Raw genomic sequence first — 26,330 nt, 5'->3', positions numbered from 1 at the left:
CAGGTCGGGCGAGAGGCGGCCCCGCCGGAGACGGAGCGCTTTAGCCCTTGGTGACGCGGCGCAAGCTGCATGGGTCAAATCCCGCGGTGCCGGGGCGGAATGCCCCGGCGGCGGGGATATTAACGACTCAAGGGCGTGGTCAGTCAATCATCATGCCACAAAGAATCGTGGAACGGGTGGAATATGCGGCCGGGATCGCGCATTGGTGCGCCGCCCGCTGTCCCCGATTCCGCGCTTGACCCCCGGCCCGATCGGACGCAAGCGCACCACCCTCGCCCATCCTGGCGGCGTCCGGGGCGGGCGGCCCATTCCCTCGAAGGTGGCACCGTGCTCGCACTCCGCGTCATCCCCTGCCTCGACGTGAAGGACGGACGCGTCGTGAAGGGCGTGAACTTCGTCTCGCTCCGCGATGCCGGCGACCCGGTGGAGCAGGCCCGCGCCTATGACCGGGAGGGGGCGGACGAGGTCACCTTCCTCGATATCGGCGCGACGCATGAGAACCGCGACACGATGTACGATGTCGTCTCCCGCACCGCCGCCGAGGTCTTCATCCCGCTGACCGTCGGCGGCGGCGTCCGCAGCGTGGAGGATGTGCGCCGCCTGCTGCTGGCCGGCGCCGACAAGGCCAGCATCAACAGCGCCGCCGTCGCCGAGCCCGGGCTGGTTACCCGCGCCGCCGAGGCCTTCGGCAGCCAGGCGATCGTCGTCGCGGTGGATGCCCGCCAGGTCGCCCCGGGCCGGTGGGAGGTCTTCACCCATGGCGGCCGCAAGCCCACCGGCATCGATGCGGTGGGCTGGGCGGAGCGCATGGCGGCGGCCGGCGCGGGCGAGCTGCTGGTGACGTCCATGGACCGCGACGGCACCAAGGCGGGCTTCGACCTCGACCTGCTGCGGGCGATCCGGCGCCGGGTGACGGTGCCGATCATCGCCTCGGGCGGGGTCGGCACGGTCGGGCATTTCGTGGAGGGCGCCCTGGCCGGCGCCAGCGGCCTGCTGGCCGCGAGCGTGTTCCATTACGGGGAGTTCCGCATCGCGGACGCCAAGGCGGCGCTGGCCGCGGCGGGCCTGCCGGTGCGGCCCCTCGCGGAGGTGGCCTGAATGGCGAAGGCGACGGCAAAGACGGCGAAGAAGAAGCAGACCAAGGTGGCCAACGGGCTGCCGGTGCCGGCCGGGGTGCCGGTGGTCCCGGTGAAGCCGCCGAAGGGGCTGAAGAAGGCCGAGTCCAGCCACCTGAAGCCGCTCGACGTCACGATCGGCCAGGCCGATGCGACGGTGCTGGACCGGCTGTGGGAGACGGTGGAGGCGCGCCGCGTCGCCGGCGATGTCGCGCATTCCCATTCCGCCCGGCTGATGGCCCGCGGCACCGCCAAGGTCGCCCAGAAGCTGGGCGAGGAGGCGGTGGAATGCGTCATCGAGGCGACGCAGGGCCACCGGGCCGAGACGATCCTGGAGAGCGCCGACCTGCTCTACCACCTGATGGTGGTCTGGGTGGATGCCGGCATCCGGCCGGAGGAGGTCTGGGCCGAGCTGCGCCGGCGCGAGGGCATCAGCGGCATCGCCGAGAAGGCGGCGCGGCCGAAGGGCATCGTGCGGGCGGCGAGGACGACGAAGCTGCCCTGAGCGAACGCCTCGGGGATTGCGCCGCAACAAGCTCCCGGGCCGGCCTTTGCCCCAGGGATCCGGGCCGCGCCAGGCGTGGCCCGACCCGCGAGGGGCTGCCTGGGACGCGGGCGGGCGCGCCAGGGCCGCGCCGCTCGACGGGGCTTGCTGATCGCCGGCGGCCCGGCCATGACGGCGCCACACGCCAGCGAGGGGACCCGCCGCCATGTCCGTCACCGGCCTGCCGCCCTATGACGACGCCAATATCTTCGCCCGCATCCTCCGCGGCGAGATCCCCTGCAAGAAGGTGGCGGAGGACGCGCATGCCCTGGCCTTCCACGACATCCACCCGCAGGCCCCCGTCCATGTCCTGGTGATCCCGAAGGGCCGCTGGGTCAGCGCCGCCGACTTCCACGCGGGCGCCGAGGCCGAGGCGATCGCCGGCTTCTGGCGCATGGTCACGGCCGTGGCGAAGGAGCAGGGGCTGGAGGCGAGCGGCTACCGCATCCTCTCCAACATGGGCCAGGACGGGGGGCAGGAGGTGCCGCATTTCCATGTCCACCTCTTCGGCGGCCGTCGCCTGGGCCGCATGGTCCCGCCCGCGCCCGCCGGCTGAGACGGTCGTTCGCGGAGCGGAGTCCTGCCCCGGGCGGATCCGCCCACGCCCACGCCACGCTTGAAGACCGGGGCCGGCGGCGCGACATTGGCCGCATGGCCTCCACCCCTCAGGACGAGGCGCGTGCCGCCCTCGCAGCCGCCGGCCAGCTTCCCGACGCCGAGATCGAACTCGCCGCCGTGGCGCTGCAGTTCGCGCGCATCGACGCACCCGACGCCGATTGGCGCGCCGCCGCGGCGACCCTCTCGGAGATCGCCCAGGCCGCCGTCGCCGCGGCGACGGCGAACGAGGCGGCCGATGCCGGCGATGCCGAGCAGCGCCGGCAGGTGCTCGCCGAGGTCATCCATGGCCGCTTCGGCTTCGCCGGCGATGCCGAGACCTATGACGACCTGGCCAATGCCAACCTGATCCGGGTGCTGGACCGGCGGCGCGGCCTGCCGGTTGCCCTCGGCCTTCTCTGGCTGCACGCGGCCGAGGCCGCCGGCTGGTCGGCGCATGGCATCGACTTCCCCGGCCATTTCCTGCTCGCGGTCGAGGGTAGCCGCGGCCAGGCGCTGGTCGATGTCTTCGCCGGCGGCACCGGCCTCGCCGCGCCCGAGTTGCGGGCGCTGCTGAAGCGGATCGAGGGCGAGAGGGCCGAGCTCCGCCCCGGCCTGCTGCGGCTGATGGACAAGCGGGCGGTGCTGCTCCGGCTGCAGAACAACATCAAGTTGCGGCGCCTGCGCACCGGCGACCTGGCCGGGGCGCTCGCCTGCACCGAGGACATGCTGCGCCTCGCCCCCGATGCCGCGCTGCTCTGGCGGGAGGCCGGGCTGATGAACCAGCGGCTGGACCGGATCGGCGCGGCGCTGGGCTGCCTCGACCGCTCGCTGGAGATCGAGCCGGAGGGCGAGGCCGCGAGGCGCATCCGCTCGGTGGTCGAGGAACTCCGGCACCGGCTGAACTAGAGCAGATCGCCGCAGAACGGTCAGCGTGAGAATGCCCTAGGCTCCCCCTGGCGCCCGGCCCTCCGCTCTGCCAAGCAGGTGGCCGAGACACCCGCCACCGGGGGAGAGACACAGCCATGGCGCTCCGCGTCGCGGTCCAGATGGACCCGATCCAGCACATCGACATCAATGCCGACAGCACCTTCGCCCTGATGCTGGAGGGCCAGGCGCGCGGCCACAGCCTCTGGCACTACCATGTCCGCAACCTGGCGCTGCAGGGCGGGCGGGTGACGGCGCTGGGCGAGCCGGTGACGGTCGAGCGGAAGAAGGGCGCGCACTGGCAGTTCGGGGCGCAGGAGGAGATCGACCTCTCGACCATGGACGTCGTCCTGATGCGCCAGGACCCGCCCTTCGACATGGCCTACATCACGGCGACCCATATCCTCGAGCACATCCACCCGAAGACCCTGGTCGTCAACGATCCCGCTTCGGTGCGCAACGCGCCGGAGAAGCTGTTTGTGACGCATTTCCCGGAGCTGATGCCGGAGACGCTGGTCACCGCCGACCGCGGCACGATCATGAAGTTCCGCGAGAAGCACGGCGACATCATCATCAAGCCGCTCTTCGGCAATGGCGGGGCCGGCGTCTTCCACCTCAAGCCCGGCGACTCCAACCTGAACAGCCTGATCGAGATGTTCACCGAGCGCTCGCGCGAGCCGCTGGTGATCCAGAAATACGTCCCCGACGTCCGCCGCGGCGACAAGCGCATCATCCTGGTGGACGGCGTCGCCATGGGCGCCATCAACCGCGTCCCGGCCGAGGGCGAGGCGCGCAGCAACATGCATGTCGGCGGCCGGCCGGAGCAGACCACGCTGACCGAGCGCGAGCGCGAGATTTGCGCGCGGATCGGGCCGGAGCTGAAGCGGCGCGGCATGATCTTCGTCGGCATCGACGTGATCGGGGGATTTCTCACGGAGATCAACGTCACCTCCCCCACCGGCCTGCAGGAGATCGCCCGCTTCGACGGCGTCCACCTGGAGAAGGCGATCTGGGACGCGATCGAGGCGAAGCGCGCCGGCGGCTGAGGCGGGACGTCACCGGGCCGGTGGCATTCTGCTTGACCCTGGATGGACCAAGCCTTAGCTAATCTGGCGGGAGGCGCCACCCATGGCCGATGCCGTGACCATCCATGCCGCGAAGACGCATCTCTCCGCCCTGGTCGCCCGGGCCGAGGCGGGGGAGGAGATCGTCATCGCCCGTGGCGACAAGCCGGTGGCCAAGCTGGTGCCGCTGGTGCCGCCGGCCGTGCCCCGGGAGAGCAGCTTCGGCCTGTACCGCGGCCTGATCGAGGTTGGCGACGAGGCCCTGGAGGGCTGGCCGGAGGAAGACCTCGCCGAGTGGTACGAGGGGCATCCGGGCGATCCGCTGCGCCACCCGTGAGGCTCCTGCTCGATACCCATGTCTTCCTGTGGTGGCTGGCGGGGCTGCGCAGCGTCTCCGCCACCGCCCATGCCGCCCTGAACGGGTCCGAGGCGGTGCATGTCAGCGCCGCCTCCGGCTACGAGATCGCACTGAAGCATGCGGCGGGGAAGCTGCCGGGCGTCGGTCTCGTCGCCCGGGACGTCGCCGCGGCCATCCGCGCTGCGGGCTTTCGCGAATTGCCGATCACCTGCGCCCATGCTGAGACGGCCGGACGGTTGCCGACCGTGCATCGCGACCCCTTCGATCGTCTGCTGGCGGCGCAGGCCCTGGTCGAGGAGCTGACGCTCGTCTCGGCCGATGCCGCGCTCGACCGCTTCGGCATCGCCCGCCTCTGGTGACCCTGCCCCGCGTGTCGGGCGGCCCGCCTCAGCCCCCGCCGGAGGAGACATAGGCCCAGAGGCCCTCGATCTCCTCGGTCGAGAGCACGCCGCCCCAGGGCGGCATGGCATTCTTCCCGTTGCGGACCGAGCGGAAGAAGCGGTCGCGCTGGCCGCGCGGGAAGGTCTTCAGGTCGAAGGCGCCCTCCGGATCCTGCATCCGCGCGCCGTGGCAGGGCGAGCAGTTGCTGGCATAGGTATGCGCGCCGGCCTTGATCGCCTCGGGCGAGGGCGCGTCCTGCGCCCCCGCCAGGCCCGCCACCAGCACCAGGCCGAGCAGCCCCGTTGCCGCCCGGCCGAAGGCCCTCCGCCTCACTCCGCCATCACCGCGAAGGTCCAAACTGCGGCGCCGGTCGGCACCCGTTCCCGGATGTTCGGCGCGCCGGCGATCACCGGCAGGCCGCCGAGGCCGGCCAGCACCGTCACGTACTGCTTCCCGTTCACCATGTAGGTTACGGGCGGCGCATTGACGCCGGTGCCGGTGTTGAAGCTCCAGAGCACCTGGCCGTTCTCCTGGTCCAGCGCCTGGAACTCGCCGGTGGAGCGGCCGGTGAAGAGCAGCCCGCTCCCGGTGCTCAGCATGCCGCCCCAGGCCGGGTAGTCGGTGGAGGGCTTCTCCCAGCGCACCTTGCCGGTCAGCGGGTCGATCGCCTTGGTGAAGCCCCAGGGCTCGCCCGGCTTCTTCGGCGGCGTGTTGATGGTCAGGCCCAGGTAGCGCATGCCGGGCTTCGGCTGCTCCTCGTTGTTGAAGGTGTAGCTGCGCGGGTCGTGCAGGGTATTGACGAAGACGAGGCCGCTGTCGGGGTTGAAGGCCATGGGCGGCCAGTTCTTGCCGCCGCGCAGTCCCGGCCAGACTTCCAGCGTCTCGCCCTTCCGCATGCGCTGGGCAAGCTCGGTCTCGACCGGCCGGCCGGTGCCGAGGTCGACCTTCTCCGCCCAGGTCACCTTCTCGAAGGGATGGGCCGCGATCGGCTTCCCGTTGGTGCGGTCGAGGACGTAGAGGAAGCCGTTGCGGTCGGCGTGGATCAGCGCCTTGCGCGGCTGGCCCTCCACCGTCAGGTCGGCCAGGATGTTCTCGTTGACGCCGTCGTAGTCGTACATGTCGCCCGGCGTCCACTGGTAGGACCAGGCGATCTCGCCGGTCTTCGGCCGGATGGCGATGACGCTCGCGGCGTGCTTGCTGTCGCCCGGCCGCACCGTCGGGTTCCACGGCCCGGCATTGCCGGTGCCCCAGTAGACCAGGTTCAGCTCCGGGTCGTAGGAGCCGGTCATCCAGGTGGTGCCGCCGCCATGCTTGTAGTGCTCCGTCTCCTTCGGCCAGGTCTCGCTGCCGGGCTCGCCCGGGCCGGGGATGGTGAAGCGGCGCCAGAGATGCTTGCCGGTCGCCGGGTCCCAGCCATCAATGAAGCCACGCACGCCGAACTCGGCGCCCGACATGCCGGTGATGAGCACGCCATCGGCGATGGTCGGCGCGACGGTCGAGGAGATGCCCTGCGTCCAGTCGGCGAAGGTCTCGTTCCAGAGCTCCTTGCCCGTCTTGAGGTCGAGCGCCAGGACATGCGCGTCGATCGTCGTGCGGAAGACCTTGCCCTCGTAGATCGCGGCGCCGCGGTTCGACAGGCCGCAGCAGACCACGCGGGCGGTGGCGGGATCCCACTCGACCGGCGTGCGCCAGAGCATGCGGCCGGTTGCCACGTCGATCGCCGTGGTGTGGCGCACGTTCGTCACGATCATCACGCCGTCATAGACCAGCGGCTGTGACTGCTCACCGACGTCGTTGCTCATGCTGAGGCTCCAGACCGGCACGAGCCGCCGGACATTGGAGCGGTTGATCTGGTCGAGCCGGCTGTGGCGCTGCTGGTGGTAGCCCATGCCGTAGGTCGTGACCTGCGCCGGGTTCTTCCCGTCGTTCAGCAGGTCCTCGCGCGTCTGCGCCTGGGCTGCCAGCGGCAGCGCCATGCTCCCGAGGAGCAGGGCGATGGCCAGTCTCATGGGATGTTCCTCCGCTCTCATGTGGCGCCCGGGGTTGACCCGTGGCGCCTCCAGCCGCGGCCTCGGACGGGCCGCGGTCTGAAGGGACGTTCGTATGCAGCCTACCGCCCGGTCTCCGCGGCAGGCAATCCGCCGCGGTCTCAGAATTTCCAGGCGGTCCGCAGGATCGGGCCGGCGCCCCATTGCTGGAACCGGCCCTCTGCGGCGCTGCTGTGCTGGCGCGTGAGGAAGACCTGCAGGTCCAGCACCGGCGCGCCGAGGCCGCTGTCCTGTGGCGGCAGCCAGCCTTCCGGCGGCTGGAACTCGACGGTCAGGATCGGGGTGAGCAGCCAGTCGCGGCGGCCTTGGCCGTCATACCTGTCGAACCAGCGGCGGGTGACGTCCAGTTCGAGGCTGGCATTCCAGGCGGCGGAGATGGCCCAGGTGACGGAGGGATTGAGCAGCAGGGCGACGGAGGGCGGGCCGCCGTCGCGCGCCCGCCGCTGCACGGCGCCGTTGACGGCGACGCTCCAGGCCGCCTGGGAATCGGTGTCCGCGCCGGGCGCGACGCGGTGCAGGGCGCCGTCCCACTCCCAGGATTTCGAGGCGCCGAGCGCAAGGTCGTGCCAGGTGTCCAGCCGGCGGGCATAGGTCGGCGCGAAGGTGAAGGTCGGGACGTAGCTGAGGAAGGGCTGCCATTCCTGGTCATCCGCGCCGCTCTCGTACTGGGCGCGCAGGCGGCCATAGAGCAGGTCGGCATCGGCGTCGCGGGCGCGGACGAAGCGGTCGGTGCTGGCGTCGAGCAGGGCGGAGAGGCGGACGGGATGCGCCTCGAGTCGGCGCGACCAGGTCAGGCGTCCCTCGGGCGTCAGTTCCGGGGAGGCGATGCCGCTGGCCGCCTGCTCGGCATCGGAGTTCCAGAGCAGCGGCAGCAGCAGGTCCAGCGACCAGGGCGCCGGCGTCGCCTCGGCTGGCACGGGGGCGGTGGGGGCGATGCCGACGCCGTTCGAAGGGTCCTCAGGGGGCGCGAGGGCATCCGCCCGCGCCTGGCGGGAGGCGACCGAGGCCGCCCGGGTCGCCCGGAGTTGCCTGCTGTGGGTCCGGGCCTCCGCCGGCGGCGGGGGCAGGAGGAGGAGCGCCAGGGCGCTCAGGGCAGCCAACCGTCCGGCGCCGGCGACGATCGAGCAGGGCATCGCTGCGGTTTCGGAGGGTGTCGATCCTCGCCTCCCGGTTGGGCGAGGCGCCGCAGAGAAGCACGGCGGCGAGGCCGAGGCCAAGCACGGCGCGACGCCTCGCGGTCTGGCGCGCGTCCGGACGGTCGCGCGCCAGACCGGAAACATCAGGGGAGGTGCAGGGGGAGACCTCCCCCTGGCTCGCCCTATTCCGCCGCCTGCCGCTGCAGGGCCGGGTAGTCGATATACCCCTTCGCGTCGCCGCCATAGAGCGTGTTCCGGTCCAACTCGTTCAGCGGTGCGCCGGTACGCAGCCGCTCGACCAGGTCCGGGTTGGCGATGAAGGGCCGGCCGAAGGCGATCAGGTCCGCCCTGTCCTCCCGCAGCACCTGCTGCGCCAACGCCAGGTCGTAGCCGTTGTTGGCCATGTAGGCGCCGTTGAAGGCGCGCCGCAGCGCCAGGAAGTCGAAGGGGATGACGTCGCGCGGGCCGCCGGTCGCGCCCTCGACCACGTGCAGGTAGGCGAGGCCGAAGCGGTTGAGCTGCTCCACGGCGTAGCCGAACAGCGCCTGCGGGTTGCTGTCGGCGATGTCGTTGGCCGGCGAGGCCGGGGAGATGCGGACGCCGACGCGGTCGCCGCCCCAGACCTGCGTCACCGCCTCCGTCACCTCCAACAGGAAGCGCGTGCGGTTCTCGATCGACCCGCCATAGCGGTCGGTGCGCCGGTTGGTCTTGTCGCGCAGGAACTGGTCGATGAGGTAGCCATTGGCGGCGTGGATCTCGACGCCGTCGAAGCCGGCGCGCTTCGCGTTCTCCGCGGCGCGGCGGTAGTCGGCGACGATGCCGGGGATCTCGTCCGTCTCCAGGGCGCGCGGCGTCGGGTGGGGCTGGAAGCCGGCCTCGGTGAAGGCCTGGCCCTCGGGCCGCACGGCGGAGGGCGCGACGGGCAGGGCGCCGCCGGGCTGCAGGCTCTCATGCGAGATGCGGCCGACATGCCAGAGCTGCAGGACGATGCGTCCGCCGGCCTGGTGCACGGCCTCCGTCACCCGGCGCCAGCCCTCGACCTGGGCCTCGTCATGGATGCCGGGGGTATAGGCATAGCCCTGGCCCTGGCCGGAGATCTGCGTCGCTTCCGCGATGATCAGGCCGGCCGAGGCGCGCTGGCGGTAGTACTCGGCGTTCATCGCGCCGGGGATGCCCCGGCTGCCGGTGCGGCTGCGGGTCAGCGGCGCCATGACGATGCGGTTGGGGAGGGTCAGCGGGCCCAGGCGGGCCGGCTGGAAGAGGTCTGTGGACATGCGGGGAGGGACTCCCAAAGGGGCGCCGCGGGACGCGGCCTTGCCCGCAAGCTGGGGCGCCCCGGCGGTCGCGCCAAGGCGGCCCGCCGCATACCCGTCATTCATTCAGTAAATGGGAACCTGAGTCACGCAACCTATGATTGCGCTGGCGACGCGAAGCCACACGATCAAGCGGCTCTTGCCTCGATTGCATCCGACGCAAGCCGTGCCCTGATACTTCGACGCCCAGGGCCTCTGGCCGTTCAACAATCGGAGTTCCGCCGGAAAGGTCCTCGTAGCGGAGGGGACCCCGGGCCGGGAACCGGAAGCCCTGCTCGGCCCCTTCGGCGGTCGCCACCCGGCGATGCGATTCCCGCTGCTCCGGCGACCGCGCCCGGCTCCACCTGTCAACATGACCGGCCCGGTTCCACACCGCCCCGCCCGGAAGGCCCAGGCAGGCCCCATCCAGCAGCATCCGCCGCCAGCATCACATCACCTCGGCATGGCGAACCAGCGCCGCTCGATTGCCTCGGCCGTCCCATCGGCCTGCATCGACAGCAGCGCCGCGTTGACCTGCTTGCGGAGCGGGCTGCCGAGTCGGACGGCAATCGCGTATGTCTCCGGCCGGAACACGGGACCGACCAGCGAGGCCATGCTGGGCCCGCGCGTGGCGAGCCAATGGCGAAGCTGCGGCGCCTCGTAGACGATGGCCTGGACCTCGCCGCGGACCAGCATCGCATAGGCCTGCTCGGTGTCGGAGACGGGCAGGAAAGGCAGGTCGCGGGCCGCCAGCCAGGTTGCGGCGACGCTCCCTGGCGCCGTCGCTATCGTCCGGCCGGGCAGGTCGCCCGGCCCCTGGATGTCCGATCGCAGCGTCTCGACAGTGAGGGCGGCGGTGATCGTCGCGGTGAACTGCGCAATCAGCACCACGCCGAGCAGCCACATGCCACCAACGACGAACCGCTTCAGCGGCCGGGGGGCATCGCGGTCGCCGTGCTCGCCCGTGGCGATGATGAGCATCACGCCCCACACTCCCTCCGCGATGGCGCGCGGATAGGAAAGCCGGAAGGCCGGGTTGGCGCGGCGCTCGATCAGCCACAGGAGATGGGCCAGCGCCAGCGCGATGCCGGCCCCGATCAGCAGCAGCCACAGGATGGCCGGCGTGGCCAGCGCCTGCAATGCCGCCCCCAAGGAATCGGTCTGCCCGGCCCGCACGAGGACCTGCAGGCCGGAACTGGCATAGGGGACGGAAAAATCGACCTGCGCCTCGCGTTCCGCCGTGATGGCCAGTGCCGAGATGGCGGCATCCGCCTGGCCCGCCGCGACGGCGGCGATCTGCGCGTCCTCGCTGAGATCGGGCAGCACCTGCCATTCGGTCTCGGCGCCGAGGCGACGTGCCACCTCCTGCCAGACCTCGACGCTGTAGCCCGAGACGGGCGTGCCGGGCAGCGTCACGAAAGGTGAGGAATAGCCCGTCACCACCCGCAGCAGCGGCCGCGTGCTGGCCGGGGGTGCATCGGGCTGGGCCCGCGCCCCGCTGACGACTGCCACCCCCAGCGCCAGCGCCGCGCTCAACGGGCGCAGCGCGCGGCGGCTCTGCGGGCCGCCCAGCATATGCCTGACCGCCATGGTCCGCCCCCGCATGCAGGTACCGCATGCCACCATCTACAACGACCGCCGCGCGACGTCAGCGTGCCGCTTCGCCGCGGTTCTCGTCGGTGGTGAACAGCGCCGCGATGCGCCAGCCATCCGGCGTCTCGGCACAGAGCGCGCTGACCAGGACATGGTAGCGCTGCGGGTCGGCGGCGCTGCCGACGGTCAGCACCAGCGGCACATGCAGGAAGGCCGCGCCGGGTGCGACCTCGACCGCGCTCGCCCGGCGCTGGTCCGGGTCGATGCACCAGACCTCATTGGCCTGGAAGCCGGACAGCCGTGCGATCATGGCATCCGGCCCCCAGAGGGACAGGCCGTTGCTGACCCAGAGGAAGCGCGGGCTGTCGAGCAGCAGGCCGCGCAGGCGCTCGAGGTCATGCGCATTCTGCACCGCCACGAAGCGGGCGTAGAGGCGCTCCGCCTCCTCCGCCGGCCCGGCCGCAGCCGGCGCGGCCGCCGCCGCAAGGCAGAGCGCCAGGGCGCTGCATAGCTTGCCCATCCTCATCCTCCCTGCGACGCCCGTCACCCCGGCACCGGCATCGCCTCGCGCCTGAGCTCGTGCAGCACGAAGCCTTCCAGTGGATCGGCCAGCCTTTCCCAGGGCCGCCCTTCCAACGCCCGCCTGGTATCGACGAGGCCCGCCTCCCAGCGCGCCCGGATGCCCGCCCGGCTGAAGTCGATGTCCTTGGCATGGTCCTCGTTGTCGAGGCCGGGCGCGAGCAGCCGCACCACATGCATCACCGTCGGGCAACCATAGGCCGCCAGGTCCCGCGCCCGCGGCTCCTCCCGCAGCGCCGGGGGCAGCATGGCCGAGAGCTCATTGATGACGTGCCGCAGCCGGTGCATCTGCTGCTGCCGCCGGATATGGGTCGCCGCACGGCTTGCATATTGCAGGTCCTTCTGCCGGTGCATCACCTGCGCGATCGTCTCCGGCTCCGGCCCCTGCGGGTTCCAGATATGCACGGCGAAGACCAGCGAGTCGCGCCGCGGCTGGTCGTCGAAGACGCACTCGACCGGCGTGTTGGACAGGATGCCGCCATCCCACCACAACTCGCCCTCGATCCGCACCGCCGGGAAGGCGGGCGGCAGGGCGCCCGAGGCGAGGATGTGCGGCAGGCCGAGCGGCGTGCCGCGGCTGTCGAAGTAGCGCATCTCGCCCGTCCGCACATTGGCCGCGCCCACCGTCAGCCGCGGCGCGCCGGCATTCAGCCGCGCAGGATCGATCAGGCCGGCGAGCGTCGCGGCCAGCGGCGCGGTCGAGTAGTAGCCCGCGCGTTCCGCCGTCAGCGGCACCTGCCAGCCGAGGAAGGCGGCCGGGTTCGGCCGGAAGAAGCCCGTCACCCCGCTGGCGAGAGTCGCGCAGCGCGGGACTACGCCACCGAAGCCGGGCAGCGCCGTCCAGGCTTCCACCAGAGGATGATGCGCCACCCGCGCCCAGAATTCCCGCAGCCGCGGCAGCCGGTCCTCCGCCGTGTTGCCGGCGATGATGCCGGCATTGATCGCGCCGATCGAGGTGCCGATCACCCAATCGGGTTCGACACCGGCCTCGTGCAGCGCCTCGAACACACCGGCCTGGTAGGCGCCGAGCGCGCCGCCGCCCTGCAGCACCAGCACCACCTGCTGCGGCGCGCGGGGCGCGCCCTGGCCCATCGTCCCGTCCATTCCCGCGCTCCCCTCAATGTGCCGTCCAGCCGCCATCCACCGGCAGCGCCGTGCCGGTGACGGAGGCGGCGGCGGGCGAGCAGAGGAAGGCGACGGTCCCGGCGACCTCCTCGACCGTGGCGAAGCGGCGGCTCGGCTGTTCCGCCAGGAAGACCTCGCGGATCACCTTCTCCTCGGTGAGTCCGTGCGCCAGGGCCTGCTGCGCGACCTGGCCGGCGACGAGCGGCGTCCAGACATAGCCGGGGCAGACGGCGTTGCAGGTCACCCCGTGCTCGGCCGCCTCCAGCGCCACGACCTTGGTCAGGCCGACCAGGCCGTGCTTCGCCGCGACATAGGCGGACTTGAAGGGGGAGGCGATCAGGCCATGCGCCGAGGCGATGTTGACGATCCGCCCGAAGCGCCGCGCCTTCATCCGCGGCAGCACGGCGCGCATGGCGTGGAAGGCAGCGGAGAGGTTGATCGCCAGGATGGCGTTCCACCGGTCCGGCGGGAAGTCCTCGATCGGCGCCACATGCTGGACGCCGGCATTGTTCACCAGGATATCGCAGGGGCCGAAGGCGCGTGCCGTACGCTCGGCCAGGCAGGCGATCTCCTCCGGCTTTCCCATGTCCGCCGGGTCGTGGCGCACTGGCACGTCATGCGCCTCGGCGAGGCGCCGGCACAGGCCGCCGATCTCGGCGGCCGGGCCGAAGCCGTTCAGCACCACCGCCGCGCCGCGCGCCGCCAGGGCCTCGGCAATGCCGAGCCCGATGCCGGAGGTGGAGCCGGTCACGATCGCGACCCGGCCTTCCAACTCGCGCGGCGGGCCGGCAAGATCGTTCAGGCCGGCCGTGGTCATGATGGTGCTCATGGCGGTCTCCTCGCCCATGCTGGGGCGGGGGTAGGGTGCAGGCCGGCTGCGGCGCGGCGCCAATGCCCTCCCGGCACGGTCTCGATCACCGGCGCTTATGGCCGTGCCAGCGGCGACGATGTAACCTCGCCGCGTCGGGGCTCGAAGCTGCGGCGGAGAGGGAGCTCGCCATGGAGATCCATGAGATCCGCTATTTCCTCGCTGTCTGCCGCACCCTGAACTTCACCAGGGCGGCCGAGCAGTGCAACGTCACCCAGCCGGCGCTGACCCGCGCCATCCAGAAGCTCGAGGATGAGCTGGGCGGCCTGCTCTTCTCGCGCGAGAGGGGCAATACCCACCTGACCGAACTCGGTCGCCTGATGCAGCCGCACCTTGAGGAAGTGATGACCCGCACCACGGCTGCGAAGGAGCAGGCGAACCGCTTCCTGCGGCTGGAGAGCGCGCATTTCCGCCTCGGCGTCATGTGCACCATCGGTCCGTTGCGCTTCGTCGGCTTCCTCAACCGCTTCCGCGCGGACCACCCGGGCATCGAGGTGACGCTGACCGAGAGCGTCCCCGACCGGCTCTCCGAGGCGCTGCTGCAGGGCGAGCTGGATGTCGCCGTCATGGCAAGGCCGGGGGGCTTCGACGAGCGGCTGCGGGCCGACCCGCTCTATTCCGAACGCTTCGTCGTGGCCTGCTCCGTCGGCCACCGCTTCGCCCGGCACAACGCCGTTGCCATGCGCGACATGGATGGCGAGGTCTACCTGCAGCGTATCAACTGCGAGTTCCGCGACCTGCTGCGGGAGCAGTGCGAGGCCTGCGGCGCGCAGATCATGCGCTCCTTCCGCAGCGAGCGGGAGGACTGGATCCAGTCCATGGTCGCGGCGGGCATGGGGGTCTGCTTCCTGCCCGAATACTCCGCCACCCATCCCGGCCTGGTGCTGCGCCCGGTGCACGACCCGGAGGTGCGCCGCGAGGTCTCCCTGGTGACGGTCGCCGGCCGGCGCTGGTCCTCGCCGCTTGCCAGCTTCGTCCAGGCGATCCGCCGCTATCCCTGGCTGGAGGCCGAGGCGAGCCTGCCGCCGCAGGCCGCATGACCGCCCGGCATCCTGCGCATCGGGCTTCGGCGTTTCCGGGGAGGAGGGCAATGCCGGATCCTGCCCGCACAGCCAGGAGAATCGCCCCGCGCCGCGCACCATCGAGAGCGGCGAGATGGCCGGGTTCAGGACTATCGGCGCCCCGCCCGTAATCTGCAGGGTGCCGCACACAATCAGAAGCTCAGAGGAAGACGGACATGTCAGGTTTCGCCAGCAGCAACGATCTCGCGGAGAAGGTGGTCTCCTTCGAGGAGCTCGGCCCCGGCCTCTATGGCTGGACCGCCGAGGGCGACCCGAACAGCGGCATCGTCGTGGGCGACGACAGCGTGCTGGTGGTGGATGCGCAGGCGACGCCGAAGATGGCCGCTGATGTCATCGCGAAGATCCGCACCGTCACGGACAAGCCGGTGAAGCACGTGGTGCTGTCGCACTACCACGCCGTGCGCGTGCTGGGCGCGAGCGGCTACCAGGGTGCCGAGATCATCGCTTCCGACGTCACCCGCGACCTGATCGTGGAGCGCGGGCAGCAGGACATGGACAGCGAGATCGGCCGCTTCCCCCGGCTGTTCCGCGGCAAGGAGAGCATCCCGGGCCTCACTTGGCCGCACGTCACCTTCCACAAGCGGATGACGCTCTGGATGGGGCAGCGCGAGGTGCAGATCATCCATGTCGGCCGCAGCCACACCGCGGGCGACACGGTGGTCTGGCTGCCGAAGGAGAAGGTCTGCTTCGCCGGCGACACCGTGGAGTTCGGCGCCACGCCCTATTGCGGCGATGCGCATTTCACCGACTGGCCCTCGACGCTGGCGGCGGTGAAGGCGCTGGGCGCGGAGAAGCTGGTGCCCGGCCGCGGCCGCAGCCTCGTGACCAGGGCCGAGGTCGAGGAAGGCCTGGCCGGCACCGCCGCCTTCACCTCCGACCTCTTCGCCATCGCCAAGGCGGGCGTCGCCAAGGGCGCCACCCTGAAGCAGGTCTATGACGAGGCGATGGGCTCGATGCGCCCGAAATACGGCAGCTGGGTGATCTTCGAGCACTGCATGCCCTTCAACGTCTCCCGCGCCTATGACGAGGCCAAGGGCCTCGACCGCCCGCGCATCTGGACCGCCGAGCGCGACGTCGAGATGTGGAAGGCGCTGGAGCATGGCGACGCCATGAAGTCGGCCGAGATCGAGCGCTAGAGTGGAATGCCTGATACGGAGGGCCATGCCATGACCGTCGTCCAGCCCATGAGCCCGGCGCGCGCCGGGACCGGCGAGCCCGGCTACATGACCGGCTTCGGCAACCAGTTCGAGACGGAGGCGCTGCCCGGCGCCCTGCCGATCGGCCGCAACAGCCCGCAGAGATGCGCCTATGGGCTCTATGCCGAGCAATTGTCCGGCTCCCCCTTCACCGCGCCCCGCGCCTCCAACGAGCGGTCCTGGCTCTACCGTATCCGCCCGACCGTCGCGCATTGGGGGCGGTTCGAGAGGATCGATGCCGGCCTGTGGCGCACCGCGCCCTGCGCCGAGGTGGAGATGCCGATCCAGCCGCTGCGCTGGAGCCCGGTGCCGATCCCGGCCGAGGGGCTGACCCTGCTCCAGGGCATCCGCACCGTCACCACCGCGGGCGATGCCGCGACCCAGTCCGGCATGGCGGCGCATGTCTATGTCGCGACGCGCTCGATGGCGGACGAGGTCTTCTACAACGCCGATGCCGAGATGCTCTTCGTCCCGCAGCAGGGCGCGCTGCGGCTGGCGACCGAGTTCGGCACCATCGACATCGCGCCCGGCGAGATGGCGGTGGTGCCGCGCGGCGTGAAGTTCCGCGCCGAGCTTCCCGCCGGCCCGGTCCGCGGCTATCTCTGCGAGAATTACGGCGGCGCCCTGACCCTGCCGGAGCGCGGGCCGATCGGCGCCAATTGCCTCGCCAACCCGCGCGACTTCATGACGCCCGTCGCCAGCTACGAGGATCGCGAGGTCCCGACCCGCATGGTGGTGAAGTGGAGCGGCAATCTCTGGGCGGCCGAGCTCGCCGCCTCGCCGCTCGACGTCGTCGCCTGGCACGGCAACTACGCGCCCTACAAATACGACCTGCGCCGCTTCTCGCCGGTCGGGCCGCTGCTCTTCGACCATGCCGATCCCAGCATCTTCACCGTGCTGACCTCGCCGAGCGAGACGCCGGGCACGGCGAACATCGACTTCGTCATCTTCCCCGACCGCTGGATGGTGGCGGAGAACACCTTCCGGCCACCCTGGTACCACATGAACATCATGAGCGAGTTCATGGGCCTGATCTACGGCCAGTACGACGCCAAGCCGCATGGCTTCGTCCCCGGCGGATTCAGCCTGCACAACTGCATGCTGCCGCACGGCCCGGACATGGAGGCCTTCGAGGGCGCCTCCAATGCGCCGCTCAAGCCGCACAAGCTGGAAGGCACCATGGCCTTCATGTTCGAGACGCGCTTCCCGCAGCGCGTGACACGCTATGCCGCCGAACTGCCGGAGCGGCAGCAGGACTACGGTGCCTATGGCGCCAGGCTGCAGCGCCACTTCAACCCGGACCGGCGCGAGCCCTGAGATGGCGCGCTCCGATGCGACCTCTGTCCCGAAGCGGCGGAACTGGATGGCTCGGCCGATGGCCATCCGGAATTCGCTGTCCAGAGGCTGCCGCTCGAGGTGATTTCGAGGGCGGCTACCGGGACGCCAGGTGTGCGAGCAGGGCGCGGTCGACGATGTCCGCACGCTTCGCCGACAGCCGCACGGCGCCGCGTGCCTCGAGCGCATTGAGCGTCCGCGAGAGGGTCTCCGGTGTCATGCCGAGCCGGGCGGCGATGGCGGCCCGCGGTTCCGGCAATTCGGCAGGCCCGGCGCCCGCCTCCTCCGGGATGCGCCGCGCCAGGAAGCGCGCAACGCGGCGCTCGGCCGAGCGCAGCTTCAGGTCCACCACCTGGTCCACCATCAGCCGCCAGTGCCGGGCCAGGAGCTCGACGGCGGCGCGGCTGAGGGCGGGGTCCTGCGTGAGCCCTTCCCGGAAGACATCGGCCGGGATCATCAGGACCCGCACATCGGTCAGCGCCAGGCCGGAGGCGAGGTAGGGCAGGCCGAGGATGGCCGCGGGCGCCAGGAAGAGCTCGCCCGCGCCGAAGATCTCGACGATCGTCTCCGCCCCGGCCTCGTCCCTGGCCTGCAGGCCGACGCTGCCGGCGAGCAGGAGGTGGAGGAAGTTCGGCACCTCGTGCTGGTCGAACAGGATGGTGCCGCGCGGCAGTTGCTGGGTGAAGCTCGGGCGCAGCAGGCGCGCCATCGACGCCTCTCCGGCGGCGGCGAAGAAGGGGCTGCGGCGCAGCAGATCGGTGTTCAGGGGCCGGTCGATCACGACACTGTCCTTGTCCCGGAGTGACGCCGACCATGGCCGGATCGATCATCCCATCCGTTGATTCACATCAAGTCCAGAAGCGACCTTCCGTAAGCCAAGCTTTGTTATTGCTCGCCTTATGCCGGATTTATCCTGCGGCCCACCAGCCAACTTGACGTGAATCAAGCAACCGGATCGGGATTGCCGTCACCGTCCGGCCGCCTCCATGCAGCGGGAGCGGCAGATGAATTCAATGACGGGCGATACGGTGAGCGGCGGCGACCGCACCCGCGCCCTGTGGTCCAGCACGGCGGCCTTCACGGTCTGCTTCGCGGCCTGGACGATCTTCTCGATCCTCGGCATCCAGGCGAAACGCGACCTGGGCCTGACGGATTTCCAGTTCGGCCTGCTGGTCGGCACGCCCATCCTGACGGGCAGCCTGATCCGCCTCGTCCTCGGCATCTGGGCCGACCAGTACGGCGGCCGGCGGGTCTTCGCGCTGGTGATGCTGGCGGCCGCGGCCGCCACCTGGATGCTCTCCTACGCCTACGACTACACGACCTTCCTGCTGGCCGCGCTCGGCGTCGGCATCGCGGGCGGGTCCTTCTCGGTCGGCGTGGCCTATGTCTCCAAGTGGTACCCGAAGGAGAGGCAGGGCACCGCGCTCGGCATCTTCGGCGCCGGCAATGTCGGCTCGGCCGTCACCAAGTTCCTGGCGCCGAGCGTGATGCTGGCCTTCGGCTGGCACGCGCTGGCGCAGATCTGGGCGGTGGCGCTGGCGGTCACGGCGGTGCTGTTCTTCCTGACGACTAAGGACGACCCGGACCTCGCGGCGCGGCGCGCCCGCGGCGCGCAGGCCGAGAGCTTCGCCGCCATGATGGAGCCGCTGAGGAACCTCCAGGTCTGGCGCTTCAGCCTCTACTACTTCTTCGTCTTCGGCGGCTTCGTCGCCCTCGCCCTCTGGCTGCCGCGCTACATCATCGATGCCTATGGCTTCGATATCCGCACCGCCGGCCTGATCGGCGCCGCCTATTCCGTGCCGGCCAGCATCTTCCGCGCCTATGGCGGCGTGCTGTCCGACCGCTATGGCGCGCGGCGGGTGATGTACTGGACCTTCGGCGTCGCGGTGGCCTGCACCTTCCTGCTGTCCTACCCGCCGACCGACTACGTGGTGCAGGGCATCAAGGGGCCGATGACCTTCCACCTCGAGACCGGCGTCTGGTCCTTCATCGCCCTGGTCTTCGTCCTCGGCTTCTTCATGAGCCTCGGCAAGGCCGCGGTGTACAAGCACATCCCGGTCTACTACCCCGGTCGCGTCGGCGCGGTGGGCGGCGTGGTCGGCCTGATTGGCGGCCTCGGCGGCTTCGTCCTGCCGCTGGCCTTCGGCCTGCTGAACGACCTGACGGGCCTCAGGCAGAGCTGCTTCATGCTGCTCTTCCTCGTCGCCCTGGCGGGCCTGGCCTGGATGCACCTCGCCATCCGGCGGATGGAGCGCGAGGCGGCGGCGCCGGTGCTGCGCACCCTGCCCGAGCTGCCGGAGATGCAGCCGATCCACGGCCCGGCGCAGCATGGCGCGCTGTCCGGCCGGCGGGCGATCGAGGACTGGCGGCCGGAGGATGCGGGTTTCTGGGCGGAGCGCGGCCGCGCCGTCGCCCGGCGCAACCTCTGGGTGTCCATCCCCTGCCTCTTCCTGTCCTTCGCGGTCTGGATGGTGTGGTCGGTGGTGGTGGCCAAGCTGCCGGCCGCGGGCTTCCGCTTCGGCACGGACCAGCTCTTCTGGCTGGCGGCGCTGCCCGGCCTGTCGGGCGCCACGCTGCGCGTCTTCTACAGCTTCATGCCGGCGATCCTCGGCGGCCGGCTCTGGACCACGCTGTCCACCTGGTCGCTGCTGGTCCCCGCGCTCGGCATCGGCTGGGCGGTGCAGGACCCGGCGACCCCCTACTGGATCTTCCTGGCCCTCGCCCTGCTCTGCGGCTTCGGCGGCGGCAACTTCGCCTCCTCCATGGCCAACATCGCCTTCTTCTTCCCCAGGCGCGAGAAGGGCAATGCGCTGGCGCTCAATGCCGGCCTCGGCAATCTCGGCGTCAGCGCGGTGCAGTTCCTGGTGCCACTGGCGATCACCGCGGGCGTCTTCGGCTCGCTCGGCGGCGCGCCGCAGCAGACCGCGCAGGGTGCCTCCCTCTGGCTGCAGAATGCCGGCCTGATCTGGGTGCCGATGATCGCCATCGCCGCCTTCGCCGCCTGGTTCCGCATGGACGACCTGGCGAGCATGCGCGCCTCCTTCGCCGAGCAGTCGGTGATCTTCCGCCGGCGCCACACCTGGGTGATGTGCTGGCTCTATACCGGCACCTTCGGCTCCTTCATCGGCTTCTCCGCCGGCTTCCCCCTGCTGGCGCGCACCGAGTTCCCGACCGTGGATGCGCTCTCGCTCGCATTCCTCGGCCCGCTCGTCGGCGCCCTGGCACGGTCGATGAGCGGCTGGATCGCCGATCGCTGGGGCGGCGGCCGCGTGACCTTCTGGGTCTTCGTCGGCATGGTGCTGGCGACCGCGGGCGTCGTCCACTTCCTCGGCATCAAGGACCAGCCCGGCGCCTTCCTCGGCTTCTTCGGCTGCTTCCTCGTGCTGTTCCTGCTGACCGGCATCGGCAATGCCTCCACCTTCCAGATGATCCCCGCGATCATGACGAAGGAAATGGCGCGGCTGATGCCGGGCGCCGGGGCGGCCGAGCGGCGCCAGCAGGCCGAGCGCGAAGGCGCCGCGATCATCGGCTTCACCTCCGCCATCGCGGCCTTCGGCGCCTTCTTCGTCCCCAAGGCCTATGGCAGCGCCATCGCGCTGACCGGCCGGCCGCAGGCCGCGCTCTGGGCCTTCGCCATCTTCTACCTGACCTGCATCGCCCTGACCTGGGCGGCCTACACCCGCCGCGGCGGCCTGCTGCACGCGATCGAGCGCGGCCGCGCGGCCGTGCAGCCCGCCGAGTAAGGAACCACTGAGATGTCCCACTTCCTCGACCGCCTCTCCTTCTTCAAGCGTCATGTGGAGGGCTTCTCCGGCGAGCATGGCCGCGTCACCAACGAGCCGCGCGGCTGGGAGGACGCCTACCGGTCCCGCTGGTCGCACGACCGGATCGTGCGCAGCACGCATGGCGTGAACTGCACGGGCTCCTGCTCCTGGAAGATCTACGTCAAGGGCGGCGTGGTGACCTGGGAGACGCAGCAGACGGATTATCCGCGCACGCGGCCCGGCCTGCCGAACCACGAGCCGCGCGGCTGCGCCCGCGGTGCCAGCTACTCCTGGTACCTCTACAGCGCGAACCGGGTGAAGCACCCGATGATGCGCAAGCGGCTGCTGACGCTCTGGCGCGCCGCGCGCGCCGAGCATGCCGATCCTGTGCAGGCCTGGGCCAGCATCCAGGCGGATGAGGCGAAGCGCCGCGCCTACCAGAAGCTGCGCGGTCTCGGCGGCTTCGTGCGCGTCTCCTGGGAGGAGGCGGAGGAGCTGATCGCCGCCGCCAACGTCCACACGGCGAAGAAGCACGGCCCGGACCGCATCATCGGCTTCAGCCCGATCCCGGCCATGTCCATGGTCAGCTACGCCGCGGGCAGCCGCTACCTCTCGCTCATCGGCGGCGTCTGCATGTCCTTCTACGACTGGTACTGCGACCTGCCTCCGTCCAGCCCGCAGACCTGGGGCGAGCAGACGGACGTGCCGGAGAGCGCCGACTGGTACAATGCCGGCTTCCTGATGATGTGGGGCTCCAACGTGCCGCAGACGCGCACGCCGGACGCGCATTTCATGACCGAGGCGCGCTACCGCGGCGCCAAGACGGTGGTCGTCACGCCCGACTATTCCGAGGCGTCAAAGTTCGCTGACCTGTGGCTGCACCCGAAGCAGGGCACGGATGCGGCGCTGGCCATGGCCATGGGCCATGTGATCCTGTCCGAGTGGCATGCGCAGGGGAAGGGCGACTACTTCCTCGACTACTGCCGCAAATACACCGACATGCCGATGCTGGTGCTGCTGGAGGAGAAGGACGGCCGCCTGGTCGCCGGCCGGCAGCTTCGCGCCGCGGATATCGAGGGCGGCCTCGGCGAGGCGAACAACCCGGACTGGAAGACGGTCGCGGTGGACGATGCCACCGGCCGGCTCTACGCGCCGACCGGCTCCATCGGCTTCCGCTGGGGCGAGCAGGGCAAGTGGAACCTCGAGGGCCGCGACAGCCGCACGCTGGAGGTGACCACGCCGCGCCTGTCGCTGCTGGGCGAGGAGGAGGCGGAGGTCGCCTTCCCGTATTTCGGCGGCCGCGCGCCGGAATTCTTCAACCCGACCAGCCATGAGGAGGTGATCGGCCGCAGTGTGCCGGTGCGGCGCGTGACCCTGGCCGATGGCAGCACCCGCCTGGCCGCGACGGTCTACGACCTGTTCCTCGCCAACTACGGCGTGGCGCGCGACGGCAGTACCGATTTCGACGCCGACGCGCCCTATACCCCGGCCTGGGCGGAGAAGGTCTGCGGCGTCCGTCGCGGCGACATCATCGCCACGGCGCGCGAGTTCGCCGCCAATGCCGACAAGACGCATGGCAAGTCCATGGTCATCCTCGGCGCCGCGGTGAACCACTGGTACCACGGCGACATGATCTACCGTGGCATCATCAACCTCTTGGTGATGTGCGGCTGCATCGGCCAGTCCGGCGGCGGCTGGAGCCACTATGTCGGGCAGGAGAAACTGCGGCCGCAGACCGGCTGGGTGCCGCTGGCCTTCGCCACGGACTGGTCGCGCCCGCCGCGGCAGATGAACTCCACCTCCTTCTTCTACGCCCATACCGGCCAGTACCGCTACGAGACGCTGGGCCTGGAGGGGCTGCTCTCGCCGACCGCGCCGAAGGCGCTCGACGGCTCGCTAATCGACCTCAACGTGCGCGCGGAGCGCATGGGCTGGCTGCCCTCCGCGCCGCAGCTCGAGCAGAACCCGCTGCGCCTCGCTTCGGCGGCGAAGGCGGCGGGCGTAGCGCCGGCGGACTACGTGGCGCAGGGCCTCAAGGACGGCGCGCTGCGCATGTCCTGCGAGGATCCGGAGGCGCCGGCCAACTGGCCGCGCAACATGTTCATCTGGCGCTCCAACCTGCTGGGCTCCTCCGGCAAGGGGCACGAGTATTTCCTCAAGCACCTGCTCGGCACCACCAACGGGGTGCAGGGCAAGGACCTGGGCGAGGAAGGCAAGGCCAAGCCGAGTGAGGTGGTATGGCGTGACGCGCCGGAGGGCAAGCTGGACCTGCTGGTCACGCTCGACTTCCGGATGAGCACGACCTGCGTGCATTCCGACATCGTGCTGCCGACCGCCACCTGGTACGAGAAGCACGACCTCAACACCTCGGACATGCATCCCTTCATCCACCCGCTCTCCGCGGCGGTGGACCCGGCCTGGGAGGCGCGGACGGACTGGGCGATCTTCAAGGGCATCGCCCGGAAATTCTCCGAGCTCTGCCACGGTCATCTCGGCACCGAGCAGGACGTGGTGCTGAACCCGCTGATGCACGACACCGCACAGGAGCTGGCGCAGGGTGTGGTGCGCGACTGGAAGCGCGGCGAATGCGCGCCCGTGCCGGGTAAGACCATGCCGGCGGTCGCAGTCGTGGAGCGCGACTACCCCCGCACCTATGCCCGCTTCACGGCCCTCGGCCCGCTGCTCGACAAGCTGGGCAATGGCGGCAAGGGCATCGGTTGGAAGACCGGGCATGAGGTGGAGTTCCTCGCCGGCCTGAACGGCACCACCAGCGTGCCGGGCACCGAGGGCAAGCGGCCGCGGATCGAGAGCGACATCGACGCCGCCGAGGTGATCCTCTCCCTCGCGCCCGAGACCAACGGCCATGTCGCCGTGAAGGCCTGGGAGGCGCTGGGCAAGGCCACGGGCCGCGACCACACCCACCTCGCCCGCGGCAAGGAGCACGAAGCCATCCGGTTCAGGGATGTGCAGGCCCAGCCCCGCAAGATCATCAGCAGCCCGACCTGGTCCGGCATCGAGTCCGAGGAGGTCTGCTACAACGCCGGCTATACCAACGTGCACGAGCTGATCCCCTGGCGGACGCTCTCGGGCCGGCAGCAGCTCTACCAGGACCACGAATGGATGCTGGCCTTCGGCGAGGCGCTCTGCGTCTACAAGCCGCCGGTGGACCTGAAGGCGCATATGGCGATGGTCGGGGCCAAGCCGAACGGCAACCCGGAGATCACGCTCAACTTCATCACGCCGCACCAGAAATGGGGCATCCACTCCACCTACAGCGACAACCTCATCATGCTGACGCTGAACCGCGGCGGCCCGGTGGTGTGGCTGAGCGAGGTGGACGCGAAGAAGGCCGGGATCGAGGACAACGACTGGATCGAGGCCTTCAACCTGAACGGCGCGCTGACCGCGCGCGCGGTGGTCAGCCAGCGCGTGCCGGAAGGCATGACCATGATGTACCACGCCCAGGAGAAGATCGTGAACATGCCGGGCAGCGAGGTCATGCTGACCCGCGGCGGCATCCACAACAGCGTCACCCGCACCACGCCGAAGCCGACGCACATGATCGGCGGCTACGCGCAGCTTTCCTACGGCTTCAACTACCACGGCACCATCGGCACCAACCGCGACGAGTTCGTCGTGGTGCGCAAAATGGCGACGGTCGACTGGATGGACGCCCCTGCGGCGCAGGAGAATGTGTGATGAAGGTCCGCGCCCAGATCGCGATGGTCCTGAACCTCGACAAGTGCATCGGTTGCCACACCTGCTCGGTCACCTGCAAGCAGGTCTGGACCAGCCGGGAAGGCGTCGAATACGCCTGGTTCAACAATGTCGAGACCAAGCCCGGCATCGGCTACCCCAAGGACTGGGAGAACCAGGAGAGGTGGAAGGGCGGCTGGAAGCGTAAGCGGAACGGCAGGATTGAGCCGCGCATCGGCAACCGCCTGCGGGTGCTGGCGAACATCTTCGCCAATCCCGACATGCCGCAGATCGACGACTACTACGAGCCCTTCACCTTCGACTATGCCCATCTGCAGACCGCGGGCGAGTCGAAGGCCATGCCGACCGCCCGTCCCGTCTCGCTGATCACGGGACAGCGGATGGAGAAGATCGAGTGGGGGCCGAACTGGGAGGAGATCCTGGGCGGTGAATTCGCCAAGCGCTCGAAGGACGCCAATTTCGAAGGCGTGCAGCGCCACATCTACGGCGAATTCGAGAAGACCTTCATGATGTACCTGCCGCGGCTCTGCGAGCACTGCCTCAACCCGGCCTGCGTCGCAGCCTGCCCCTCGGGCTCCATCTACAAGCGGGAGGAGGACGGGATCGTCCTGGTCGACCAGGACAAGTGCCGGGGATGGCGCATGTGCGTCTCCGCCTGCCCCTACAAGAAGATCTACTACAACTGGCAGTCCGGGAAGGCGGAGAAGTGCACCTTCTGCTTCCCGCGCATCGAGGCGGGCGAGCCGACCATCTGCTCCGAGACCTGCGTCGGCCGCATCCGCTACCTCGGCGTCATGCTCTACGACGCCGACAGGATCGAGGCGGCGGCGAGCACCGAGAACGAGCAGCAGCTCTACCGCGAGCAGCTCGACGTCTTCCTCGATCCCTCCGACCCCGAAGTGATCGCCCAGGCGCGGCGCGACGGCGTGCCGGAGCTCTGGCTGGAAGCGGCCCGCCGCTCGCCCGTCTACAAGATGGCGATCGAATGGGGCGTCGCCTTCCCACTGCACCCGGAATACCGGACGCTCCCCATGGTCTGGTACGTGCCGCCGCTCTCCCCGGTGCAGGCGGCGCATGAGGCCGGCCATGTCGGCTGGGACGAGGCCTCGGGCCTGCCGGACGTCAAGTCGCTCCGCATCCCCGTCCGCTACCTCGCCAACCTGCTCACCGCGGGCGCGGAGGCACCTGTGGTGCTCGCGCTGCAGCGGATGATGGCCATGCGCGTGCACATGCGCGCCCGCACGGTGGAGAACCGGGTGGATGCGGATGTCCTCAAGCAGGTCGGCCTCTCGGTCGAGCAGGTCGAGGAGATGTACAAGGTGATGGCGCTGGCGGATTACGAGGACCGCTTCGTCATCCCCTCCACCCACCGCGAGTATGCCGAGAACACCTTCGACCTGAAGTCCTCCTGCGGCTTCAGCTTCGGCAATGGCTGCTCCACCAGCGGCTCGACCGGCGCGAACCTCTTCTCGACGAAGAAGACCTCGGCCGGCCACCAGGCGCCGCGCGTCGAGTTCCGGCATGTGCCGGCGCGGCCGGAGCCGGCCAGGGCCGCCCCTCCCGCAGTGCCGCCCGCCGCGGCGGCGCGGACGCAGCCGGAGGAGGTGTGAGC

The 26,330-nt window shown here is 70.3% G+C and carries 22 protein-coding genes; 13 read left to right on the top strand and 9 right to left on the bottom strand.

Translation table 11 applies throughout. The features are described 5' to 3' along the window. Positions 1-327 precede the first annotated feature (327 nt). The 7 genes from hisF (at position 328) to Q7A36_RS20900 (ending at position 4,961) form a co-directional block, all read left to right on the top strand. Positions 328-1,098 carry an imidazole glycerol phosphate synthase subunit HisF gene (hisF, locus tag Q7A36_RS20930; RefSeq protein WP_305105686.1) on the top strand — a complete coding sequence of 257 codons (771 nt, stop codon included), beginning with the start codon at positions 328-330 and terminating at the stop codon, positions 1,096-1,098. Continuing rightward, positions 1,099-1,620: a phosphoribosyl-ATP diphosphatase gene (locus Q7A36_RS20925; RefSeq protein ID WP_305105685.1), complete on the top strand. Its 522-nt coding sequence runs from the start codon at positions 1,099-1,101 to the stop codon at positions 1,618-1,620. A gap of 205 nt (positions 1,621-1,825) precedes the next feature. Next, the gene (locus Q7A36_RS20920; RefSeq protein ID WP_305105684.1) at positions 1,826-2,215 is read left to right on the top strand and encodes a histidine triad nucleotide-binding protein; all 390 of its coding nucleotides are present in this window, start codon (positions 1,826-1,828) and stop codon (positions 2,213-2,215) included. 95 nt (positions 2,216-2,310) lie between these two features. After that, entirely contained in the window at positions 2,311-3,162 is an 852-nt protein-coding gene (locus Q7A36_RS20915; protein WP_305105683.1) for a SirB1 family protein, read from the top strand. A gap of 116 nt (positions 3,163-3,278) precedes the next feature. Next, a complete protein-coding gene (gene gshB / locus Q7A36_RS20910; protein WP_305105682.1) occupies positions 3,279-4,226 on the top strand; it encodes a glutathione synthase in 948 nt (315 codons plus the stop codon). Between the two features lie 82 nt (positions 4,227-4,308). Then, positions 4,309-4,581 carry a type II toxin-antitoxin system Phd/YefM family antitoxin gene (locus Q7A36_RS20905; protein ID WP_305105681.1) on the top strand — a complete coding sequence of 91 codons (273 nt, stop codon included), beginning with the start codon at positions 4,309-4,311 and terminating at the stop codon, positions 4,579-4,581. After that, entirely contained in the window at positions 4,578-4,961 is a 384-nt protein-coding gene (locus tag Q7A36_RS20900; RefSeq protein ID WP_305105680.1) for a type II toxin-antitoxin system VapC family toxin, read from the top strand. Before Q7A36_RS20905 ends, Q7A36_RS20900 begins: the two co-directional genes overlap by 4 nt. 28 nt (positions 4,962-4,989) lie before the next feature. Here Q7A36_RS20900 and Q7A36_RS20895 read toward each other — a convergent pair whose 3' ends face one another. The 8 genes from Q7A36_RS20895 to Q7A36_RS20860 form a co-directional block, all read right to left on the bottom strand. Further along, the gene (locus Q7A36_RS20895) at positions 4,990-5,316 is read right to left on the bottom strand and encodes a c-type cytochrome (protein WP_305105679.1); all 327 of its coding nucleotides are present in this window, start codon (positions 5,314-5,316) and stop codon (positions 4,990-4,992) included. Next, positions 5,313-6,992, bottom strand: a complete 1,680-nt coding sequence (locus tag Q7A36_RS20890; protein WP_305105678.1) for a PQQ-dependent dehydrogenase, methanol/ethanol family — start codon at positions 6,990-6,992, stop codon at positions 5,313-5,315. The genes Q7A36_RS20895 and Q7A36_RS20890 overlap by 4 nt, the downstream gene beginning before the upstream one ends. A gap of 140 nt (positions 6,993-7,132) precedes the next feature. Beyond that, positions 7,133-8,164 carry a hypothetical protein gene (locus Q7A36_RS20885; RefSeq protein ID WP_305105677.1) on the bottom strand — a complete coding sequence of 344 codons (1,032 nt, stop codon included), beginning with the start codon at positions 8,162-8,164 and terminating at the stop codon, positions 7,133-7,135. Between the two features lie 185 nt (positions 8,165-8,349). After that, positions 8,350-9,441: an alkene reductase gene (locus Q7A36_RS20880; protein WP_305105676.1), complete on the bottom strand. Its 1,092-nt coding sequence runs from the start codon at positions 9,439-9,441 to the stop codon at positions 8,350-8,352. 471 nt (positions 9,442-9,912) lie between these two features. Continuing rightward, the gene (locus Q7A36_RS20875; protein ID WP_305105675.1) at positions 9,913-11,049 is read right to left on the bottom strand and encodes a transporter substrate-binding domain-containing protein; all 1,137 of its coding nucleotides are present in this window, start codon (positions 11,047-11,049) and stop codon (positions 9,913-9,915) included. A gap of 58 nt (positions 11,050-11,107) precedes the next feature. Further along, positions 11,108-11,572: a hypothetical protein gene (locus Q7A36_RS20870; protein ID WP_305105674.1), complete on the bottom strand. Its 465-nt coding sequence runs from the start codon at positions 11,570-11,572 to the stop codon at positions 11,108-11,110. 23 nt (positions 11,573-11,595) lie between these two features. Next, on the bottom strand, positions 11,596-12,735 hold the full coding sequence (locus tag Q7A36_RS20865) for a patatin-like phospholipase family protein (RefSeq protein WP_305105673.1): 1,140 nt from the start codon (positions 12,733-12,735) through the stop codon (positions 11,596-11,598). Positions 12,736-12,748: 13 nt separating this feature from the next. Next, the gene (locus tag Q7A36_RS20860) at positions 12,749-13,585 is read right to left on the bottom strand and encodes a 3-hydroxybutyrate dehydrogenase (RefSeq protein WP_305105672.1); all 837 of its coding nucleotides are present in this window, start codon (positions 13,583-13,585) and stop codon (positions 12,749-12,751) included. A gap of 170 nt (positions 13,586-13,755) precedes the next feature. Between Q7A36_RS20860 and Q7A36_RS20855 the strand changes: the two genes are divergently transcribed. The 3 genes from Q7A36_RS20855 to hmgA all read left to right on the top strand — a co-directional run bounded on the left by Q7A36_RS20855 (position 13,756) and on the right by hmgA (position 17,219). Next, positions 13,756-14,664 (top strand): LysR family transcriptional regulator, encoded by a 909-nt coding sequence (locus tag Q7A36_RS20855; RefSeq protein WP_305105671.1) that lies wholly within the window; start codon positions 13,756-13,758, stop codon positions 14,662-14,664. A 197-nt stretch (positions 14,665-14,861) separates the two neighbouring features. Further along, complete coding sequence (locus tag Q7A36_RS20850) at positions 14,862-15,842, top strand: MBL fold metallo-hydrolase (protein WP_305105670.1); 981 nt, start codon at positions 14,862-14,864, stop codon at positions 15,840-15,842. A 30-nt stretch (positions 15,843-15,872) separates the two neighbouring features. After that, entirely contained in the window at positions 15,873-17,219 is a 1,347-nt protein-coding gene (hmgA, locus tag Q7A36_RS20845) for a homogentisate 1,2-dioxygenase (protein WP_305105669.1), read from the top strand. Between the two features lie 115 nt (positions 17,220-17,334). Here the strand turns inward: hmgA and Q7A36_RS20840 are convergent, their stop codons facing one another. Next, the gene (locus Q7A36_RS20840) at positions 17,335-18,018 is read right to left on the bottom strand and encodes a cyclic nucleotide-binding domain-containing protein (RefSeq protein WP_305105668.1); all 684 of its coding nucleotides are present in this window, start codon (positions 18,016-18,018) and stop codon (positions 17,335-17,337) included. Between the two features lie 223 nt (positions 18,019-18,241). On the opposite strand from Q7A36_RS20840, the gene Q7A36_RS20835 reads away from it, so the two are divergent. The 3 genes from Q7A36_RS20835 to narH are packed head-to-tail and all read left to right on the top strand — an operon-like array spanning position 18,242 to position 26,328. Continuing rightward, positions 18,242-20,980, top strand: a complete 2,739-nt coding sequence (locus tag Q7A36_RS20835; protein WP_305105667.1) for a nitrate/nitrite transporter — start codon at positions 18,242-18,244, stop codon at positions 20,978-20,980. A 12-nt stretch (positions 20,981-20,992) separates the two neighbouring features. After that, the gene (locus Q7A36_RS20830) at positions 20,993-24,700 is read left to right on the top strand and encodes a nitrate reductase subunit alpha (RefSeq protein WP_305105666.1); all 3,708 of its coding nucleotides are present in this window, start codon (positions 20,993-20,995) and stop codon (positions 24,698-24,700) included. Further along, positions 24,700-26,328: a nitrate reductase subunit beta gene (gene narH / locus Q7A36_RS20825; RefSeq protein ID WP_305105665.1), complete on the top strand. Its 1,629-nt coding sequence runs from the start codon at positions 24,700-24,702 to the stop codon at positions 26,326-26,328. The genes Q7A36_RS20830 and narH overlap by 1 nt, the downstream gene beginning before the upstream one ends. The last annotated feature ends 2 nt before the right edge of the window (positions 26,329-26,330 follow it).

It is taken from the genome of Paracraurococcus lichenis, assembly GCF_030657435.1.
Classification (GTDB): Bacteria; Pseudomonadota; Alphaproteobacteria; order Acetobacterales; family Acetobacteraceae; genus Paracraurococcus; species Paracraurococcus lichenis.
This window is presented reverse-complemented; position numbering and strand designations above follow the sequence as displayed.

Coding starts and splice junctions, on each gene's coding strand:
- Q7A36_RS20925 (WP_305105685.1), top strand. CDS start 1,099: ATGGCGAAGGCGACGGCAAAGACGGCGAAGAAGAAGCAGACCAAGGTG.
- Q7A36_RS20920 (WP_305105684.1), top strand. CDS start 1,826: ATGTCCGTCACCGGCCTGCCGCCCTATGACGACGCCAATATCTTCGCC.
- Q7A36_RS20915 (WP_305105683.1), top strand. CDS start 2,311: ATGGCCTCCACCCCTCAGGACGAGGCGCGTGCCGCCCTCGCAGCCGCC.
- gshB (WP_305105682.1), top strand. CDS start 3,279: ATGGCGCTCCGCGTCGCGGTCCAGATGGACCCGATCCAGCACATCGAC.
- Q7A36_RS20905 (WP_305105681.1), top strand. CDS start 4,309: ATGGCCGATGCCGTGACCATCCATGCCGCGAAGACGCATCTCTCCGCC.
- Q7A36_RS20890 (WP_305105678.1), bottom strand. CDS start 6,992: ATGAGACTGGCCATCGCCCTGCTCCTCGGGAGCATGGCGCTGCCGCTG.
- Q7A36_RS20885 (WP_305105677.1), bottom strand. CDS start 8,164: ATGCCCTGCTCGATCGTCGCCGGCGCCGGACGGTTGGCTGCCCTGAGC.
- Q7A36_RS20880 (WP_305105676.1), bottom strand. CDS start 9,441: ATGTCCACAGACCTCTTCCAGCCGGCCCGCCTGGGCCCGCTGACCCTC.
- Q7A36_RS20875 (WP_305105675.1), bottom strand. CDS start 11,049: ATGGCGGTCAGGCATATGCTGGGCGGCCCGCAGAGCCGCCGCGCGCTG.
- Q7A36_RS20870 (WP_305105674.1), bottom strand. CDS start 11,572: ATGGGCAAGCTATGCAGCGCCCTGGCGCTCTGCCTTGCGGCGGCGGCC.
- Q7A36_RS20865 (WP_305105673.1), bottom strand. CDS start 12,735: ATGGACGGGACGATGGGCCAGGGCGCGCCCCGCGCGCCGCAGCAGGTG.
- Q7A36_RS20860 (WP_305105672.1), bottom strand. CDS start 13,585: ATGAGCACCATCATGACCACGGCCGGCCTGAACGATCTTGCCGGCCCG.
- Q7A36_RS20855 (WP_305105671.1), top strand. CDS start 13,756: ATGGAGATCCATGAGATCCGCTATTTCCTCGCTGTCTGCCGCACCCTG.
- Q7A36_RS20850 (WP_305105670.1), top strand. CDS start 14,862: ATGTCAGGTTTCGCCAGCAGCAACGATCTCGCGGAGAAGGTGGTCTCC.
- hmgA (WP_305105669.1), top strand. CDS start 15,873: ATGACCGTCGTCCAGCCCATGAGCCCGGCGCGCGCCGGGACCGGCGAG.
- Q7A36_RS20835 (WP_305105667.1), top strand. CDS start 18,242: ATGAATTCAATGACGGGCGATACGGTGAGCGGCGGCGACCGCACCCGC.
- Q7A36_RS20830 (WP_305105666.1), top strand. CDS start 20,993: ATGTCCCACTTCCTCGACCGCCTCTCCTTCTTCAAGCGTCATGTGGAG.
- narH (WP_305105665.1), top strand. CDS start 24,700: ATGAAGGTCCGCGCCCAGATCGCGATGGTCCTGAACCTCGACAAGTGC.